The sequence below is a fragment of the Okeania sp. SIO2C9 genome, assembly GCF_010672455.1.
Classification (GTDB): domain Bacteria; phylum Cyanobacteriota; class Cyanobacteriia; order Cyanobacteriales; family Microcoleaceae; genus Okeania.
In genome coordinates this window covers 331993-349235 of sequence record NZ_JAAHGO010000012.1, presented here as the reverse complement: position 1 = coordinate 349235, position 17243 = coordinate 331993, and the positions used below count along the sequence as shown (strand labels likewise).

The 17243-nt window shown below is 35.7% G+C and carries 19 protein-coding genes and 1 pseudogene; 13 read left to right on the top strand and 7 right to left on the bottom strand.

The window, feature by feature from the left end:
• Positions 1 to 6 precede the first annotated feature (6 nt).
• From F6K23_RS42835 to trxA, 3 genes are all read left to right on the top strand, one after another.
• Complete coding sequence (locus F6K23_RS42835; RefSeq protein WP_375340756.1) at positions 7 to 465, top strand: HNH endonuclease; 459 nt, start codon at positions 7 to 9, stop codon at positions 463 to 465.
• 265 nt (positions 466 to 730) lie between these two features.
• The gene (locus F6K23_RS12045) at positions 731 to 958 is read left to right on the top strand and encodes a hypothetical protein (protein WP_293155189.1); all 228 of its coding nucleotides are present in this window, start codon (positions 731 to 733) and stop codon (positions 956 to 958) included.
• A 46-nt stretch (positions 959 to 1004) separates the two neighbouring features.
• Positions 1005 to 1325 carry a thioredoxin gene (gene trxA, locus F6K23_RS12040; RefSeq protein WP_293155186.1) on the top strand — a complete coding sequence of 107 codons (321 nt, stop codon included), beginning with the start codon at positions 1005 to 1007 and terminating at the stop codon, positions 1323 to 1325.
• Between the two features lie 1149 nt (positions 1326 to 2474).
• Here the strand turns inward: trxA and F6K23_RS12035 are convergent.
• Both F6K23_RS12035 and F6K23_RS12030 read right to left on the bottom strand, forming a co-directional pair.
• A complete protein-coding gene (locus F6K23_RS12035) occupies positions 2475 to 3284 on the bottom strand; it encodes a trans-aconitate 2-methyltransferase (protein WP_293155183.1) in 810 nt (269 codons plus the stop codon).
• A gap of 178 nt (positions 3285 to 3462) precedes the next feature.
• Positions 3463 to 4830: a transposase gene (locus tag F6K23_RS12030; RefSeq protein ID WP_293155180.1), complete on the bottom strand. Its 1368-nt coding sequence runs from the start codon at positions 4828 to 4830 to the stop codon at positions 3463 to 3465.
• A gap of 537 nt (positions 4831 to 5367) precedes the next feature.
• Here F6K23_RS12030 and F6K23_RS12025 point away from each other — a divergent pair.
• From F6K23_RS12025 to F6K23_RS11995, 7 genes are all read left to right on the top strand, one after another.
• Positions 5368 to 6312 carry a fused MFS/spermidine synthase gene (locus F6K23_RS12025; protein ID WP_293155177.1) on the top strand — a complete coding sequence of 315 codons (945 nt, stop codon included), beginning with the start codon at positions 5368 to 5370 and terminating at the stop codon, positions 6310 to 6312.
• A gap of 158 nt (positions 6313 to 6470) precedes the next feature.
• Positions 6471 to 6635 (top strand): YqaE/Pmp3 family membrane protein, encoded by a 165-nt coding sequence (locus F6K23_RS12020; RefSeq protein WP_293155174.1) that lies wholly within the window; start codon positions 6471 to 6473, stop codon positions 6633 to 6635.
• Positions 6636 to 7105: 470 nt separating this feature from the next.
• Complete coding sequence (locus F6K23_RS12015; protein WP_293155172.1) at positions 7106 to 7393, top strand: hypothetical protein; 288 nt, start codon at positions 7106 to 7108, stop codon at positions 7391 to 7393.
• Positions 7394 to 7402: 9 nt separating this feature from the next.
• Positions 7403 to 7576, top strand: a complete 174-nt coding sequence (locus tag F6K23_RS12010) for a hypothetical protein (protein WP_293155169.1) — start codon at positions 7403 to 7405, stop codon at positions 7574 to 7576.
• A 24-nt stretch (positions 7577 to 7600) separates the two neighbouring features.
• On the top strand, positions 7601 to 7870 hold the full coding sequence (locus F6K23_RS12005) for a hypothetical protein (protein WP_293155166.1): 270 nt from the start codon (positions 7601 to 7603) through the stop codon (positions 7868 to 7870).
• Positions 7871 to 7906: 36 nt separating this feature from the next.
• The gene (locus F6K23_RS12000) at positions 7907 to 8182 is read left to right on the top strand and encodes a hypothetical protein (RefSeq protein WP_293155163.1); all 276 of its coding nucleotides are present in this window, start codon (positions 7907 to 7909) and stop codon (positions 8180 to 8182) included.
• 364 nt (positions 8183 to 8546) lie between these two features.
• On the top strand, positions 8547 to 9614 hold the full coding sequence (locus F6K23_RS11995) for a branched-chain amino acid aminotransferase (protein ID WP_293155160.1): 1068 nt from the start codon (positions 8547 to 8549) through the stop codon (positions 9612 to 9614).
• 1241 nt (positions 9615 to 10855) lie between these two features.
• Here the strand turns inward: F6K23_RS11995 and F6K23_RS11990 are convergent.
• From F6K23_RS11990 to F6K23_RS11980, 3 genes and pseudogenes are all read right to left on the bottom strand, one after another.
• On the bottom strand, positions 10856 to 11275 hold the full coding sequence (locus F6K23_RS11990; protein WP_293155157.1) for a transposase: 420 nt from the start codon (positions 11273 to 11275) through the stop codon (positions 10856 to 10858).
• A 46-nt stretch (positions 11276 to 11321) separates the two neighbouring features.
• Positions 11322 to 11861, bottom strand: a pseudogene (locus tag F6K23_RS11985) (RNA-guided endonuclease InsQ/TnpB family protein); the annotation flags it as partial.
• A 58-nt stretch (positions 11862 to 11919) separates the two neighbouring features.
• On the bottom strand, positions 11920 to 12093 hold the full coding sequence (locus tag F6K23_RS11980; protein ID WP_293155154.1) for a hypothetical protein: 174 nt from the start codon (positions 12091 to 12093) through the stop codon (positions 11920 to 11922).
• 486 nt (positions 12094 to 12579) lie between these two features.
• Between F6K23_RS11980 and F6K23_RS11975 the strand changes: the two genes are divergently transcribed.
• Positions 12580 to 13437, top strand: coding sequence for an EI24 domain-containing protein (locus tag F6K23_RS11975; protein ID WP_293155151.1), 858 nt, complete (start codon positions 12580 to 12582; stop codon positions 13435 to 13437).
• Positions 13438 to 13511: 74 nt separating this feature from the next.
• Here F6K23_RS11975 and F6K23_RS11970 read toward each other — a convergent pair whose 3' ends face one another.
• Both F6K23_RS11970 and F6K23_RS11965 read right to left on the bottom strand, forming a co-directional pair.
• Complete coding sequence (locus tag F6K23_RS11970; RefSeq protein WP_293155148.1) at positions 13512 to 13844, bottom strand: hypothetical protein; 333 nt, start codon at positions 13842 to 13844, stop codon at positions 13512 to 13514.
• 261 nt (positions 13845 to 14105) lie between these two features.
• Positions 14106 to 15065, bottom strand: a complete 960-nt coding sequence (locus F6K23_RS11965) for an orange carotenoid protein N-terminal domain-containing protein (RefSeq protein WP_293155145.1) — start codon at positions 15063 to 15065, stop codon at positions 14106 to 14108.
• 222 nt (positions 15066 to 15287) lie between these two features.
• Here F6K23_RS11965 and sodN point away from each other — a divergent pair, with 222 nt between their 5' ends.
• Both sodN and sodX read left to right on the top strand, forming a co-directional pair.
• Positions 15288 to 15746: a superoxide dismutase, Ni gene (sodN, locus tag F6K23_RS11960; protein WP_293155142.1), complete on the top strand. Its 459-nt coding sequence runs from the start codon at positions 15288 to 15290 to the stop codon at positions 15744 to 15746.
• A gap of 16 nt (positions 15747 to 15762) precedes the next feature.
• Positions 15763 to 16137 carry a nickel-type superoxide dismutase maturation protease gene (gene sodX / locus F6K23_RS11955; protein ID WP_293155139.1) on the top strand — a complete coding sequence of 125 codons (375 nt, stop codon included), beginning with the start codon at positions 15763 to 15765 and terminating at the stop codon, positions 16135 to 16137.
• Positions 16138 to 17243: the final 1106 nt, after the last annotated feature.

Sequence of the window (17243 nt, the reverse complement as noted above, 5' to 3'; positions counted from 1 at the left end):
TACCTTGTGTATCAAAAACTAAGAGCGTGGGCAAAAGGTCGGGGAAAAGGTAGCATCAATAAGGACAAATACTGGAGAACGGTAGGCGAACAACATTGGTGTTTCAGCACAGAAAACGGATTAAGACTAAGAACACACTCAGAAACTCCCATTATTAGACATATCAAAGTCAAGGGAGAGGTTAGTCCGTACAATGGTGACTGGAAATATTGGAGCAAGCGTAAAGGGGAATATCCCGGAACACCCACAAGGGTAGCCAAATTAATGAAACGGCAAAAAGGGAAATGCCCCCACTGTGGTCTGTATTTCACAGATACAGACATTGCAGAAGTTGACCATATAGTGCCTAAAAGTCTGGGTGGAAAAGACACCTACGATAACTTACAACTTTTACACAAACATTGCCATGACACTAAGACTGTATCAGATGGCTCCCTCCACAAGAGCAAGAACGAGAAAGTCTGAACGTATCCATAACAAGGATGGAGTTATTGAGGAGCCGGATGAGGTGAAAGTCTCACGTCCGGTTTTGAAGGAGAGGTAGAAGTGGAGACGCTCCTATCGACTCTAACTATGCTACTGATGTAAATATTGAGCTTGAAGAAGGAAGAAGGAAGAGGGAAGAAGGAAGAAGGAAGAAGGAAGAAAAAGTAGATGGGGACTCAAACCCCAACAAGCTTGTAAACACCGCAGGTGAAGGCGGGGTATTAAACCCAAAAGAAAAAAAATAATGATTGAACCTGATTTTCCTCATATTGTGTTGGCCTTTAACTACAAAGGTTGGAAGGTTGAAATTGACCAAGGTGAAATGGATGGATCTGCCACTTATGCGGCTTGGGCAAACTACAAGTTAGGTTGTGTTGTGGCAGTACCTTATGCTTCTTCTCGACAAGAGGTAGTTAGGCGTGCCAAGCAATGGATTGATGCTCGAAATAATCAGAATATAACTTTAGAGTGAAGAATTACTATATAATTGATTATTATCTATAGTATCAGGAATTATAATGAGTACAGCAACTTATATAAATGACAGTGAATTTAATGCACTTTTAACTTCTGAAACAATCTTTGTCGTAGATTGTACAGCGTCGTGGTGCGGTCCATGTAAAAAAATTAGTCCTTATATTGACCAGTTAGCTGAAGAATATCAAAGTCGTGCCAAAGTAGTAAAACTTGATATTTCTGAAAATAAGGAAACTGCCAATAAATTTAGTATTCGTAGCATTCCAGCTGTGATGTTTTTTAAAAGTGGCGAACTTGTAGAAAATATAGTTGGTGTTTCTCCTTATGAAACTTTCAAAGCAGCACTTGATAAGTTACTTTAAGTTTTATAGAAGTAGGTAGATGTTAAAAATAATTGTTTTTATGAACTATTTAGAGCAACTTAATTTATTTATACATTTTTCTAGAGATTAACTGGATAATTCCAAATCTAAAAAATTTTGCTAAATCTTCTTAAGTACCTGTGCAAAATTAATTTAACATTTGTCAGTAGGCAGTAGGCAGCAGGGCAAAAAAATATACTTTTGTGCTTGAGTAGTGACTCTAAAAATCATCTTTACCGAATAATTAAGGTAAAAATCTTCTCACTTGCCGTGGAGAAAAAAGCGGTGGAGGGATGCCTCCGAAACCTGCGCCATATCCAATAGACCAAGAGAAGAAAAAAATCCTTTTAACCTAATCCTCTTCTTTTCAAGGAGAGGTAATTCTAAAATTCTAAATTATTAATTCTAAATTCTTGAAAAATGATTTTAGATTTTTAACGAAAAGGATTTTGGATTTGAGAATTGTTAGAATGATTAATATTAGGTTTTTTTCAGTCAAAATCTAAACTAATTTTTGGCAATATTATTCCATAATGTGCAACTGCTATTACCCAGTCATCAAATATACAATTAATTTTACTTTATTACTAAAATAAAGGGCTTTGTGTATTGTTTCCCCAAAAAAAATTTGATTTATATAATGTCTGTTGGTACTGTTTGTGTAAAAAATTGGGAAATATCTACTTTTTCTTTCTTTCAAATCTTCTTCCTTCTTCCTTAATTGCTAGCAAGATACTTCCACTATTTATAATACCGATGCTGCCGGACTTGATATTAGCTAAAACTGAGAAATCCACTTACAGAAAGGAAATTAAAAAATTATGCATAGAGAAAATTTTTGCAATCTAATTTTTACTATACCTCTACCTTAACTTCATTTCTTCCTTTTTCTTTATAGTGGAAATAGTTATCAGGTAATATCATGTTCGGATGAAAGCGTTATTAATATAAGTCTCTATGTATAGCAGTTCCATGAAATCCCTCCCCCCTGTCACCTTTTACCTAATCAATTATAACTATTCAACCGAACATGATTAAAGCATTAATCTTTGAGAAATGGTATAAGTGAAATGAAATATAAATTAGCAACACATATAAATTATTGTAGAAAACAACAATAACTTAAATAATCAGTAATTTAGTCATTATTTATTCAATATTACCTTCCTTAAAAGCCATAATCCTAATTCGCTTATAATCAGCAGTCCACCTACCCTTCTTATATAGATGAGGACGTAATCTATTTTCAATATCATCAATAATAATACTTTGTTTTTTTTCAGGAATTCCTTCAAAGAAACAAGTTGCAAACATCTTCAGCCAATTACGCAGACCATATTCTCCATCCTCAAGTTTAGTTGGTCTTTCTAATAAACTAGCAAAAGTCAACACAAAACCTTCTGATTCTAAGAGAGTAGCATATTCTCCAATACTAGGAAAATACCAAGGATTAAGTTGTTTATTACTACTATAACCAGCCGCATCTAAGGCTTCATAAATACTTTTAATAATTGTTTTAATATTGCCTTGGCCACCAAATTCACTAACGAAACGACCTCCAGGTTTCAGGACGCGCCAAATATTACAGATAACTTTTTTCTGTTCTTTAATCCAATGAAGTACTGCATTAGAAAACACAGCATCAAATGTTTCTTTTAAGTCTATATTAACTCCATCTCCTACTAAAAATTTAATATCTGGATAACAACGATGTGCTTGTTCAATCATGGTCGGAGCATTATCAATTCCTACAACTTTTGCCCCTTTTGTAGTGATTTTATAGGTCAGATGACCTGTTCCACAACCAAGGTCAAGAATTTTTTCTCCACTCTGAGGACTGAGCAATTCTAATAAATCTATTGCCAAATTAGAAACAAAAGAATGTTTACTTTCATACAGTTCTGCATTCCGCTCATTGAAATATATATTTGGGAAGTTGTTAGTTGTATTATTTTCCATAGCACTATGAAGAGTAACTTATTCATTGACACTCGCCCGTTAAATCGGAGATTATAACGAGTGATTCTTGCTTCAAGAACTCTTAACTAGATAACAAATCAAACAAGTTGAGTTGTACCCCTGTCAGACCGTTTCCACAAGCTTCTTCTTTAACGGTATGCCCTACCGCTATCAATCCTCACCCACCCCTCTTGCTCCCCTCCCGGGAGGGGATGGGGGTGGGTGCAGCAGCTACATCGCGATTTTCTTGATAATTACAATGGCTGCAATTATGCTTTCTATTCCTACGGAATGCTACGCAAACAGAAAGTTTTTTCTTCCCTATATGACCATATTTAGGGCATTCTTGAGAAGTATAATTTTTGTCAACTTTGGCGTAATACTTACCTCTTTTCCAGAATATATAAAGAAGTATTTCGTTGATAAATTGACCTATACCAGAATCTAAAGACTGTTTTCTAACTATACCTCTAGACCAAGATTTGAAGTTAATATCTTCAACAAAAATATTATCTGTTAAATCGCAAAGTTGATGGGCTAGTTTGAAATGCCAATCTCGTCTAGCATCAGCTATTTTTTCATGTAGCCTAGCTATCTTGTTCTGAAGTTTTAACCAATTACTTGACTCCTTCTTTTTTTTCTTAAGTCTTCTTTGCAGCAAGCTCGCGCGTTCCCTCTCTTGGTCAGCATTCCCTCTCTTGGTCGGCGTTCCCTCTCTTGGTCGGCGTTCCCTTGCGACTGGCGTCGTCGCGGGTTCCGACCGCTTGCGTCTGACGCCGACGCGGGTTCCGACCGCTTGCGCCTGGAGGCGACGCGGGGTCTGACCGCTTGTGCCTGGAGGCGACGCGGGGTCCCTCGCCAATTTAAGCTCGCGCAGTTGACCTAACAAAAACTTAGGAGATTTGATTAACTTTCCTGTTGAAGTAGCGACAAAACTTTCGATTCCGGCATCAATGCCTAATGACCTTTCACCTACTGGATTTTCTGGAACTGACTCTGATGAAGAAAAGGTAATCATCAAATAATAACCAGTAGCTTTTCTCACTATCCTAGCTTGTTTAGCTTGAAAACCCTCCGGATATGGCCTACTTTGTTTGATTTTAATCCAACCTAGCTGAGGGAGTTTAAATCTACTATTACCTAGACAGTTTTTCAGCATAGCAGGAAAAACAAAGCTTCTCAACTTTTTCTTAAATCTAGGGAAGCCTTTACCAAGATATTTCATTTCAGAAAATTTTCTGTCTAAAGTCTTTAAAGTTTGTTGTAAAACTTGAGTATTAACTGACTTTATTCTGGGATTATTCTTCTTAACTATTGTTAGGTTTTTGGCTTGATAATTGTAATTAGGATAAGCTGCATCAGCCTGGATAATATATTCAGCTAGAATTGAGCAACTATTAATTGCTACTTTCCTTGAACTTAACCAATCTTTACGCTCTCTCAGAGCATAATTATACACAGTTCTACAAACATCAAGAATCTGGTTTATTTCAGTTTCTTGTTGTTTGTTTGGCTTAAGTTTATATTGGTAAGTTAAAGTAATCAAAGGTTAATAACTATCTATATTATAACTAATACTATATTGATTAGCTACTGCTCAATTAATTTGCTGGTTGAAATTCATCTCACCGCTAAATTAAAAATTATAGCTGCTCGAACTCTTTCAACATTCTCTGATAGATTATACTTGAATTCAGGGTAATAACCTATCCAGTCAAAATTTAAAAGTGCCGATCCCCTATTTCACGAGTAAAGGGATGTAGAGATTTTCTCCCTAATTAACATATCAAATCAACAAATAGAAAGGAAAATCGGCAAGACAGTCAAAAGTAAGACTTAACTGATTAATTTGGATAGTTTTAATTAAGAAAATAATTAGGAAAAATTTTTTTTGCTCTTGAAGCGATTGAGTAAAATTACTCTATTCATCGGGATAAAATTTTAGCTCATTTCAATAATAATACCTGTTAAACCTCAAATTTGTATTCAGTATAGTTGGAATCTAAAACCATTTTGTGCTAAGAAATATATCCTGTCCCAATATTGAGTATTGAGATAAATATGTCATTCAGGAGTACGCCTTATGGCAGGTAGTGAAGTTGGTGCAGATCTATGGGTAAGTGAGTATATCACACCTTGGGATATTTATGTTCATGGTATTACTAAGGTACTTGCCTACAAGAAAACTGCTTATCAGGATATGTACATTGTAGAAACAGGTATTTATGGTAAAGCACTGGTTCTTGATGGTAAATGGCAATCTTGTACAGGAGACGAATTTTTGTACCATGAACCTCTGGTACATCCTGCCATGGTTTTTCATGGATCTCCTAGTAAAGTTCTTGTTCTTGGTGGTGGTGAAGGAGCCACTATTCGGGAGGTTTTACGTTGGCAAACACTAGAAGAAGTGGCCATGATTGACATTGATGGAGAAGTGGTTGAAGCTTGTCGTCAACATTTGCCTGAGATGCACGCTAATGCTTTTGATGACTCTCGCCTCAAGTTGGTCATTGGTGATGCTTTAGAATTTTTGCAGACTTCTGCTGAAATTTGGGATGTAGTTATCTCTGACCTTTCTGACCCTATTGAAGAGGGACCTTCATTTCAGTTGTTTACAAAGGAATACTTTGAAAAAATTCTACAGGTGCTTACCCCTGGAGGGTTTTTTGTTTTGCAAGCTGGCCCTATTTCACCAGGAGAAATGAAACTTCATGCTCGAATTGTGAATACAATGAAAGAAGTTTTTCCTTATGTCCAATCCTATAGTAGTTATATTCCTACTTATGGCCGACCTTGGGGTTTTGTCATTGGTTCGAGAGAGATGATTAATAGTCGTCCTGACCCAGAAACAGTTAATCAACTTCTGAGAGAAAAAACTACTGGTGGGTTTCGGATGTTGGATGGGACTACCTTATTGGGAATGTTGCAAATACCTAAACATTTACGAGAAGCGATCGCCACTGAGACTGAGGTATATACTTTAGCAAAACCTCCAAAATTTTTCGGAAAAGGTTCTACTAACAGTTGAAGCTATAGAAGAAGGAAGAAGGAAGAAGGAAGAAGGAAGAAGGAAGAAGATTAACTATATAAAATTCCTTTGTTTCGGCTATTCTATAATTCCTGGCCTTTGTGGCGACTGCCACATACTGAAAGAACAATAGTTTAAAAATTACAAGAGTAACTAAAATGACTATACTACGAATTCTAGCTGCTATATTCTTACCACCTTTAGGTGTTTTCTTGACCGTTGGTCTCGGCGGTGCTTTTTGGATTAATCTTCTCCTAACTATTTTTGGTTTTTATATTGGTGGTATTGTTCATGCTATTTGGGTTATTGCCAAGCATGATTAATAATTTTTAACTCAAGTAATTTAGGTGTAGAGATAGGGGAAGGTTTTTTGATTATTTCTGAAGTTACAGACAATCATAATATTATCCTAAACCTATCTCTACAATACGGCTAATTTTTATACTTTAAATTCTTTAATTACGAAAAAAGGACGAGAGTTTGAAAGACACGTCTTTTTAAAGCGTTGATGAAAAACGAGGGGGGAATTTTAACACCTTAAAAAGTTGTCCTGCATTTATTCTTTAATGGGAGCATAGTAATATGGAGGTGCTCAAGATGTATGGATGCCAACAAGAGTTAATTAAAAGTCCAGACAATGTCCCGTTTTTAGAATACTTATGTATTACAGCAAATAAGCTTATTAATTGCGGGATTTATTTAGCCAGACAATGGTATTTTAAGTTTGGGTATATTATAGATAGGAAAATACGACTTAGAAAAAAAGCTCAAATCTAATACGAATTATCAGTTTTTGTATTCTCAAGCAGCACAACAAACTCTTAGAGGGGTAGCAGAAGCATTTAAGTCTTATAAAGAACTTTCTCATAAGTACACAAAAGGAGAATTAACAGAACGGCCTCAATTGCCTAAATACCATAAAAAAGGAGGAATGGCAGTTATAACTTACCCCAAACAAGCTTTAAAGTTGGAATTGGATAAAGTTAAATTACCTCTGGGACTAAAGGTTAAAGCAGCATTTAAAATTGACAGTTTTTTCTTAGATTTTCCCAGTAATCTTGAGTTTAAAGAAATCAGATAAATTAGGATTTTGCCACGTAATGATTGCTTTTATGTCGAATGGGTTTATGAGTTAAAAGCTGCTCAACCTCAGTTATATAAAGCCAAAGTCTTAGGCATTGACCACGGGGTTGATAATTGGTTAAGTTGTGTCTCCAATGTAGGAATAAGCTTCATTATTGATGGTAAACACCCACCCCTTTAGTTCCCCTCCCGGGAGGGGATAGGGGTGGGTTGGTACAACAAACAAATTGCGACAATTAAAGAAGGTAAACCCCAAGGATTTTGGTCAAAAAAACTAGCTGGCATAACTGAGAAACGCAATCGAAAAATGCGGGATGCTGTCAATAAAGCAGCCAGATTAGGGATCGACAACTGCTTAAAATATAGCATTGGTAGAATTGTTTTTGGTTTTAATAAGAGGCAAAAAGATAGTATTAACATTGGAGGCAAAAACAACCAAAAGTTTGTACAAATTCCTACAGCAAAACTCAAATAACGGATTAGTCAGTTATGCGAATTGTACGGCATAGAATTGATAGAAACCGAAGAATCTTATACTTCACAAGTATCGTTTTTAGATGATGATTTCTTGCCAACTATCGGTGAAAAACCTCAAAGCTGGAAAGCGTCTGGAAAACGAATTAAGCGAGGTTTATATCAAACTCAATGTGGTTTATTAGTTAATGCAGATATTAATGGCGCAGCTAATATCCTCAAAAAAGTAGCGACAACTTTGAAATTTTCTCTCAAAGGAGTCAGTAGAGGCACTTTGATAATGCCTTTAAGAATCCACTTTTGGATTGCTTAAGAATTCCCTTACCTTTAGGTCGGGGAGTATCAATGGCTACTCGTAACGTAAGCATTCAGCGGTCAGCTATTCCTACGGAATGCTGCGCAAACAGCTTTATTACCTTTTTATTACCTTGAATGGACAATTTAAGTTTATTTTCTTGTGCTTCAGTTCTTTGTTTACAGGAGTTTTTATTTGGGTAAACCACACTAAGGACATTCCGTGGAACGTCCCTACAAGGTTTGATGTGTGAAAATGTGGTTCATCAATTTGAAAAGCACTGTAAAAAGCTGAAAGCTAACCGCCAATAGCTGAATGCTTACCTCGTAACTGATAAATGTTATTATAGAAAGATTACATTTATTAGACAAGCCAAGTAATAATGGAAACGCTAAATCTTCAAATATCTATAGAAAAAACTAGCTACTCTCGTATTAAAGAACAAGATATTAATAATAGTTCTTTTGGCAAAGTATTTAGCGATCATATGTTAGTTGCTGACTACAGGGATGGTAATTGGCAAGAGGTGAAAATTGTTCCTTATGGCAATATTTCAATGGCTCCTTCTCTGTCAGTTTTGCATTATGGTCAAGCGGTTTTTGAAGGTTTAAAAGCTTATCGAAGTCCCACAGGAAAACCTTTACTATTCCGCCCACAAGCTAATTATAAACGGATAAATGAATCAGCTTTTCGATTATGTATGCCAACTATTCCTGAAGATATTTTTCTGGATGGTTTAAAGGAATTAGTTAGGCTAGATTCTGACTGGATTCCTACTCAATCAGGTAGTGTATTATATATTCGGCCTATTTATTTTGCTACAGATGAATCTGTTGGTCTTAAACCAGCAAGTAGTTATAAATTTATTATTATTTCTTGCCCTGTTGGTGCTTATTATTCAGAACCAGTTAAGTTAATTGTTACAGATAAATATATACGAGCTGCTGAAGGAGGAACAGGAGCAGCTAAATGTGCTGGTAATTATGGTGGTAGTTTATTAGCAGATAAAGAAGCTAAACAACAGGGTTATGATAATGTTTTATGGCTGGATGGGAAGGAAAAAAAATATATTGAAGAATGTGGCACAATGAATGTGGCTTTTGTCATTAATGATGTTGTTATTACTCCTAAATTGACTGGCACTATATTAGCCGGAATTACTAGAGATAGTGTCTTAACTTTATTTAGAGATATGGGTGTTAAAGTTGAGGAAAGATTAATTTCTATTGATGAAGTGGCAAAAGCTTATGAAGAGGGTAATCTTTCTGAAGCATTTGGTATGGGAACTGCTGCTACAATTGCTCATATTTCTACTATTAATTATCAAGGTAAAGATATGATTTTACCTCCTGTTTCTGAACGAAAATATGCTCCTCAAGTATTACAAAAATTAGAAGATATTAAAACTGCTAAATTGACTGATCCTTACGGTTGGGTTTATCCACTGTAAACTATAGGTTACTATAATTGGTCTTGGGATGAGATTAAAGCTAAACATTATTGGTTGATTTACTAATATAAATCTTCTATCATCCCATAATTTTTATATGTTAAATATAGCTAATATATATAGCCATTCCCAAGAAGCGTGAGGTACAAAATTCGTTGGTTTTAGGGAATAGGGAACAGGGAATAGAAGACAAATAAAGATAGGTTTACTTCATTAGACTGAGAAACGCTTATATCATGTTTATTTAAATACCCACAATAAAAATTTTAGGGAATGGGTAACAGGGAAAATGGGCAAATTTATCAGAGAAAGTATTTTGATTATGGCTAATTAATGAGACTTGATATAACTTTCTATTGTAGTTAGTATAAAAAATATTCTGGGGATAATTGAAAAATAGAGAAGCTAAATAGCCATTGCTGATTAAATCTAAAAATACTGACAGATAAAGGTTTTAGCTTTTTTGGAGCTAAAAAAAGTGCAACTTTTTCAGCTTGAGCGGCCAAAAGCTAGGATTTTGGGCAGACAAGTACAGAAAGATAGAGGAACAATTATTCTTGCCGAAAAATTGTGGTTTAAAGCCTCCCCTTTTAAGGGGATAATAAGCGGTCGAGGGATGGCGAGGAAACCTGCGCCATATCCAATCGACCAAGAGAAGAAAAATTTTCATCCCTTTGTCAATCCTCTTCTTTTCAAGGAGAGGTAATTATTCATTATTCATTATTAATTGTTGAATACCTCCTCTGTAATTCCCTTAACTCCTGACTCAGTCCTCCTGACTCCTACTTTTACCAAAAGACTTATTCAGCAAACCCTAAATATAAATATGTATAACAATCTGATTTTCTACAAATAATTTAATACTTTTATAGAGTAGGGATTTTTCCTCTACAAAAAATCTGAATCTCCACTAACTCATAGGGTGCCTCACAGAAAAACCAACCATTATTCCAGAAAACAGAAAATTGTAAGGATGCTGTCACATATCCTACTTAATCTTTTGTTTACAAACAACCTCTCATAGCTACTATAGCGCTGTGCACAGGCAACAGGCAACAGCTCATCTGGCAATAGGGGGAATAAATTGCCGATAATATAAGACTTTTAGCTATTGGGCACCTCCTGCAATTTGTAAATATACCAGCGCACACTGCTATGACTTCTAATACCCAGCTTGACATACTCCCGGCATCAAATCAGAGTAACGCAATGCGGGATTCTCATCATTGATGATTCTACGCTCATAGAGACAACTTAAAGAGCGAAATATTGCTATTACTAATCCAGAGGTCGGACTCTCCCGTAGCTTTTGGGTCTCCCCCAGATTCCGAGTGCCCCTCGGTACTGTTGACTATTGCTCCTAACATCTCTAAACCTTTAGCTAAAATGTTCTTTGCTGCGTTATGGTCACGGTCTGCTATATAACCACAATGAGGACATTTGTGAGTCCTAACAGACAACGATTTTTTAACAGTTTGACCACAAGAAGAACAATTTTGAGATGTGAAATGTGGAGGTACTGCTATGCAAGCAATTCCATGGGACTTAGCATAATATTCCAGCCATTCGGTGAACTGATACCAACTTGCATCAGATATAGATTTAGCTAAGTGATGATTTTTAACTAGGTTAGCAATCTTCAAATCCTCGTAGACTACCAAGTCGTGAGATTGGATTAACGCCCTTGCAGTCTTTACTGCATGGTCTTTACGCAGTAAAGCTGATTTTGAGATGCTGCCTGGCTAATTGCTTTCTGGCTTTATGGTAGTTATTTGACTGTGGCTTTTTACCTTTCTCGTGGCGACGTGATACTCTCTTTTGTAGCTTTTTTAGTCGTTTTTCTGAGGAACTCAAATACTTAGGATTTTCTACAACATCACCATTACTATCAGTATAGAAAGCGTTTAAACCTAAATCTATTCCTACTACATTGCCTTCAAAATTATGAGTTTCTTTTCTCTCTACATTTACTAAAAATTGACAATAATAACTATCTGCACGTCTAACAACTCTAACTCTACTTATTTGTTGTTGTGAATACCAGACTAAATCACGGCTTGTCCATAACTCAAATACACCTGCTTTAAAACCATCTTTAAACTCAATTTTCTTTCTGTCTGGGGATAGCTTATAACCAGTTGTTTTATACTCTATTGAACGAGTGAATTTTTTGAATTTAGGATAACCTTTTTTACCTGGTAATTTCAGTCTACAATTTTTGTAGAATCGTTGTATTGATTGCCATGCTCTATCGGCTGATGCAAGTCTTGCTTGGGAATTTAACTTTTTAGCCCAAGGAAAATTACTATCCGCCTGCTAGTTGTGAACAAAGCTTTTGTAAGTCGTTGCGCTTGACATCTTTATTATCCATCCAATAGCGCAAACAACTGTTTCTGATGAATTGACCTGTGAGAATCATTTCATCTAAAACTTTGTACTGATTTTGACTGCCTTTTAATTTAGCCTCAATTACTAGCAAAGATATTATTAATTCCTCGACTACATCTATTGTTATAGCTAAATTTACCCAAAATGTCTACTAGATAAACTATTAATATTTGTGTATAATTATGACATCGTTTGCGTTTGCGCAGCATCCCATAGGGAAGCATTCCGTAGGAAATCATAATTATACACGCACCATTCATCCAGGCGCGCTCATTAAAAATTATAGCGCTGGCCATAAGAGTGATTCTAGGTAAAAAAAGAATGTTACGAATAATCAGGGCAGTAAGGGCGCAATTGCGAAGCCCATGCCGTGAGGGTATATGGCCATTCGCCCCTACTTTATAGGAGATGCCTTTTGGACTAAAAAGATAAATTCATATCTAAAAACTGCCATTAAAGCTATTCATTCTGACTCGGTGCTTTTGGGAGGGGTTAGGGGTGGGTTGACTCCTAAGAAATATCCTAGCTATTTGTAGCAAAAATTTATCAATTTGGTATAACTACTCTCAATTAATTCATGGTTAAACAAAAAAAAATTAAGTCAATATTATCTATATTTGAGGCTCCTATCGGATTATTTGCAGGGGCAACTTACCATTTTCGTGCTCTAACAATATTTCTCAAAAATCCAAAATTAATAGGTTATATAGTTGTTCCAATTTTGATTAATATCGTGGTGGGTATTCTTCTTTATATTAGTTTACTTCTACCCGGCATTGATTTAATTAATACTATTTTTAATAACTTATCTTTACGCTTTGATGCCTTGATTGCTCAATTACCAACATGGTTAAACTTCTTAAGTTATATAGATAATGTTTTATATAAACTTGTACAAGTCATTCTGTTCGCAATATTATTACTAATAATTGGATTTTTGTTAGTACAATTTGGAACTATTCTAGGTTCACCTTTTTATGGTCAACTTTCTGAACAATTAGAAAAAATTAGAACTGGCACATTCCCTGAAACTCCTCCAAGTTTATTAAGCTCTCTCAAAGATATTTGGCGAGCCATACTTTTTGAACTAAAAAAAATTGGATTACTGTTAGTCATAGGTTTACCGATGTTGCTGATCAACTTTTTGCCTGGAGGCTCTTTAATAGCAACTATTGGTGGTATAATTTTAACAACTTCCATTGTTTGTCTTGACTTTTTTGATGGATTTTTGGAGAGAAGAAAATTAAGATTTAGAGAGAAGTTAACAGTGGTGCGTCGTAGCTTACCAGCAAGTGCCACTTTTGGGTTAATTTGTCAAGCTTTAATTACTATTCCCATAGTTAACTTTTTAGGTATTCCACTGTGTGTCGCTGCAGGGACTTTATTTTGTTGCGATCGCGTCTTACCAAATTTACTGCCAGATCATCAAGCTTAAATAGTGCGGGTCTAGATGGGAACCGCACTTCATTTCAAAACCCGCCCTTGATTTAGATTACATTTCAGATAATATTAGATAATGCGGGTCATGGCAGATACTTTTGTGAGCTTTTCTTTATCCAAGCCTTCTAGCTCATCTATCTTCAACCATCCCTCTTTTACTAAGCCAGCTAGAGCAAAAATTACAGTTGCATTTCTGGAGTCATACTTGCCATCTAGATCGTATCTTCTGGCACTGAGAAAATCATGTAGATACCATAAATCATCAAATTCTTGAATTCCACTTGCTTGCTGGCGCACTGTTGTGATTAAGGCATTGATTTCTCGTTCTTTAGCTTTTTCTAAAGCTGCTTGGGCAATACCTTGTTCTGTTATGGACCACGGAGTATCAGTAAGTTGCATCATCTTTACTTAATTTCTTAAAATCTATGTATGATTATGATTTTTTATGTAGTTGTTAATAGTAGCATATATAATCTAATTCAGTAGCTAGATAAAATAAAATTTATATTAATTTACAAGACAATTTTATTAAGTCCTAACAAAAAAAAGAGTGTTCTGTTTGAAGACACTCTTTAAAATTTATTTATCTCTTATTTTCTTGGAGTTAAATAGCTTTGCTAACATTAGCTCCAACTACTACGATATTTAATTACCTATCTCTTTCTACCGAGCTAAATTTAACAGTTCCTTGGCAGATGCCAATAAGTCGATCGCCACAAAGAAAATTTTACCTTCAGGATTAAGCAAAAATCTCCAAGCAATATTCATACCTACACCAGCTCCAAACCAAGGAGTTTGGCATTTGCCAGTAACTTTAATCTGAGTAAAACCATCCTCAACAGGTTCAGAAATTCCTTGCTCTGGGATTAACTTGAGATTCTGACATTCTTCTTGGAAGAATCGCAAAATGGCATCTTTGCCCACAATTGGTCTACGGAAAGGAGGTTGTAGGCCACCATCTGGAGTAAATAACTCAATCAATGCATTAAAGTCATTGGCATTCAAGTTATTCATATAATTCAAGATAGTAGGATTATCAACACCTTGAATCGTAACTTTAGTTCGCTCTGCCATATTCTGTGGAGCAACGACAGGTTCAGAAACTCGGGTATAATTGCCCATATTTTTAACATCAAAACCCATATCAATCACAGAATTTCTCAAAACTGTAATTTGCTGACCAGAATCTAATCCTTGAATAGTGCCCAAAACGGCTGAAGCATTAGCAGAAAGCTGATAACCCTCCGGTATGGGAGCAACAAGTCCCTGATTCATCCATTCTCCAAGTTGATACCAAAAACCCAACTTAATGTTTGGAGTCCAAGTACCGTAGGTGCGACATATTGGAGTATCGGCGCGGTTAGCCAAGTCACACATTACTTGGGTTTGCTCCTGAAAGTTCATTTGCTTAATTTCATTCATAGTTCTTTCTGCCAGCTGCATATTGGCAGCTCCTGGAGCAGCAATTGTGATGGTTTTTCCCATTTCCAGGTAGGCGAACCAAATGAGAGCTAGTTGGTCTTCTGCACTGAGCTGATTGAAGCGAGCGATAGTGGCAGGCACTGCGTCAGCTGATAACGTGCTGGGAAAGATATTACGAGCTGTATCAATTGAAAATGGCATAGGTTTATCTTCATAAAGGAATCAAAAATTCAAAATCAGAAATACCCACACTTTTTATTTCAAATGGGGTGGGTGGGGATTATCGGAAATTGAGAAATACCCACACTTTTGATTTAAACTAGGGTTGGTGGAAATTATTAGGAAAATCTTTCCTTCTGAACCACTATTTCATCGTAACATTACTTTACATTTTTCATACAGATAGGAATATCTTAGAAAACTATGCTCAATAGAATTGCTACTCAGATTAGAAAGTACTTCCCAGCACCAGAGGTTAGCGCTCACTGTGATGGCCCTTGTGGTGTTTATGACCCCGCTTCTGCTCGCATTTACGCTGAAGCTGTATTGTCTATGACTAAGAAAATCCTGGAGCTTGACCCAAAAGCTGGAGATCATAAGACTGCTAATACTCTTTCTCGTTATATTGCAATTAAGGAAGAGCAAGCTCAGAAGACTAAGGAAGATTTACTCGTTCTTTGGACTGATTATTTTAAGCCTGTACATTTAGAAAAGTACCCAGACCTCCACGATACTTTCTGGAAGGCTGCTAAGTTATGCTCTGCTTGTAAAGTAGAAGTTAGTTTGGAGCATGCTACTGAGTTACTAGCTACTGTGGAGAAAATTCACGGTATGTTCTGGGCTACTAAGGAACGTGATGTAGCTTGGGTTAAGGCTAGCTAAATTTTTTGAGTTTGAGGTGGTAGGTAAAAAGTTGATACAGGAAAGTAGTAATAAAGAGTTATTACTTTGGTTATTAAGGTTGCGTCAACGGTTTTGTGTCACTGGATTTTCTATGTTTCCTCTACTTAAGCCTGGGGAGGAAATTCTTGTGGATACAAGAGCCTACCGCCACTTTTTACCAGAAATTGGCGATCTGGTGGTGGCTGAACATCCCTATCGTCAAGATTTGAAAATAATTAAGTGGGTTGCCTTTGTTGATGAAAAAGGTGACTGTTTTTTGATGGGAGAAAATAAGGAAGAAAGTAATGATAGTCGTTCTTTTGGTTGTGTGAGTTGGCAACAGATAATTGGTAGGGTTACTAGCAAGTTTCCTGTAATAATTAATAACTGACAATTAACAATTAACAATTAATAATTAATTATTCGGTAAATTTTAGGGAGTAGGAAATAGGGTGAAATAATTGGTGGTTTCTGTACGATAATTGATTTTATTTTTTATTGTTTGGAGATGTCTAATATCAAATCTGGTAGCATCGGTATATTTGGAAAGTTAATCTAGGAGTCAGGGGTTGTAGGGGCGAATGGCAATTCCCCTGTACAGGAGTCGGAAGGGAAGAGAATTTAGAAAGATTTCCTCTTTGCTGAAGATGTAAAATTTTTTTATACCTCATTAAGCGGATTTGATACAATTTTTAGGGGTAAATACAGAAAGCAAAAACTTCTCTAAAATTTATTAAACTTACTCATAAATATAGCTATCAAACTAAAATGAGTAAGTTTATTCAGTTGTCTATCCATTGAGTCGTTATCAGGTTAAGTCAAACGGTGGATAAGAGGATTATTGTTCTTATTCTCGGTCTATTTCATTGATTTTTTTTGCTTACCATATATTTATAAATACGTCAAACTACTATGAGAGTAACTGACAAAAATTAGTTCATCATCGTTGAATCAATTTTAGGCGATCGCTTACTTAAAGAACGAAATAATTAGGGTTTTGGGCTGAAAATTTCCATTGGGTAATAATTACCCTTTGATTATAATTTCTTGATTTTATCGCAAAAAGGCTGAAACTATTGAAATTCTGTTGGCTAATTTAGGTTTTTTTTGATGTTTTTTGTCAGAGATTGATGACAAAGTTGAAAATTTTAAAATTAGAAACTGAGATTGATAATTAAAACTTTTCAGATAGCGATCGCTAAGGTCAAGGATGAGGATTTAATAAGATACAGAATTTAAAGGGCAAAGGTTGAAAAATTTGAAATGACTTATTCTGTTGTGGGCTATTTCTTGTGTTGAACAAAAAGTCATGTGCAGGGGCGAACGACACCCCATGACTAAATCATATCAGAAATTTTTTGCCGATGCAAGGGGAAATTCCTTTTCTCGCCGATTTTTTTAGTAGCTTCACAGAATGCAGATTTAGATTCATTGTTTCTGCATCAGTGGCAATCCAAGTCTAGCTCTGACTTATCTGACAGTTGTTTGGGATTTAGG

What these genes read in the sequence shown, in the direction of transcription:
- F6K23_RS12045 (WP_293155189.1), top strand. Translation starts at nt 731, where the DNA reads ATGATTGAACCTGATTTTCCTCATATTGTGTTGGCCTTTAACTACAAA.
- trxA (WP_293155186.1), top strand. Translation starts at nt 1,005, where the DNA reads ATGAGTACAGCAACTTATATAAATGACAGTGAATTTAATGCACTTTTA.
- F6K23_RS12035 (WP_293155183.1), bottom strand. Translation starts at nt 3,284, where the DNA reads ATGGAAAATAATACAACTAACAACTTCCCAAATATATATTTCAATGAG.
- F6K23_RS12025 (WP_293155177.1), top strand. Translation starts at nt 5,368, where the DNA reads ATGGCAGGTAGTGAAGTTGGTGCAGATCTATGGGTAAGTGAGTATATC.
- F6K23_RS12020 (WP_293155174.1), top strand. Translation starts at nt 6,471, where the DNA reads ATGACTATACTACGAATTCTAGCTGCTATATTCTTACCACCTTTAGGT.
- F6K23_RS11995 (WP_293155160.1), top strand. Translation starts at nt 8,547, where the DNA reads ATGGAAACGCTAAATCTTCAAATATCTATAGAAAAAACTAGCTACTCT.
- F6K23_RS11975 (WP_293155151.1), top strand. Translation starts at nt 12,580, where the DNA reads ATGGTTAAACAAAAAAAAATTAAGTCAATATTATCTATATTTGAGGCT.
- F6K23_RS11970 (WP_293155148.1), bottom strand. Translation starts at nt 13,844, where the DNA reads ATGATGCAACTTACTGATACTCCGTGGTCCATAACAGAACAAGGTATT.
- F6K23_RS11965 (WP_293155145.1), bottom strand. Translation starts at nt 15,065, where the DNA reads ATGCCATTTTCAATTGATACAGCTCGTAATATCTTTCCCAGCACGTTA.
- sodN (WP_293155142.1), top strand. Translation starts at nt 15,288, where the DNA reads ATGCTCAATAGAATTGCTACTCAGATTAGAAAGTACTTCCCAGCACCA.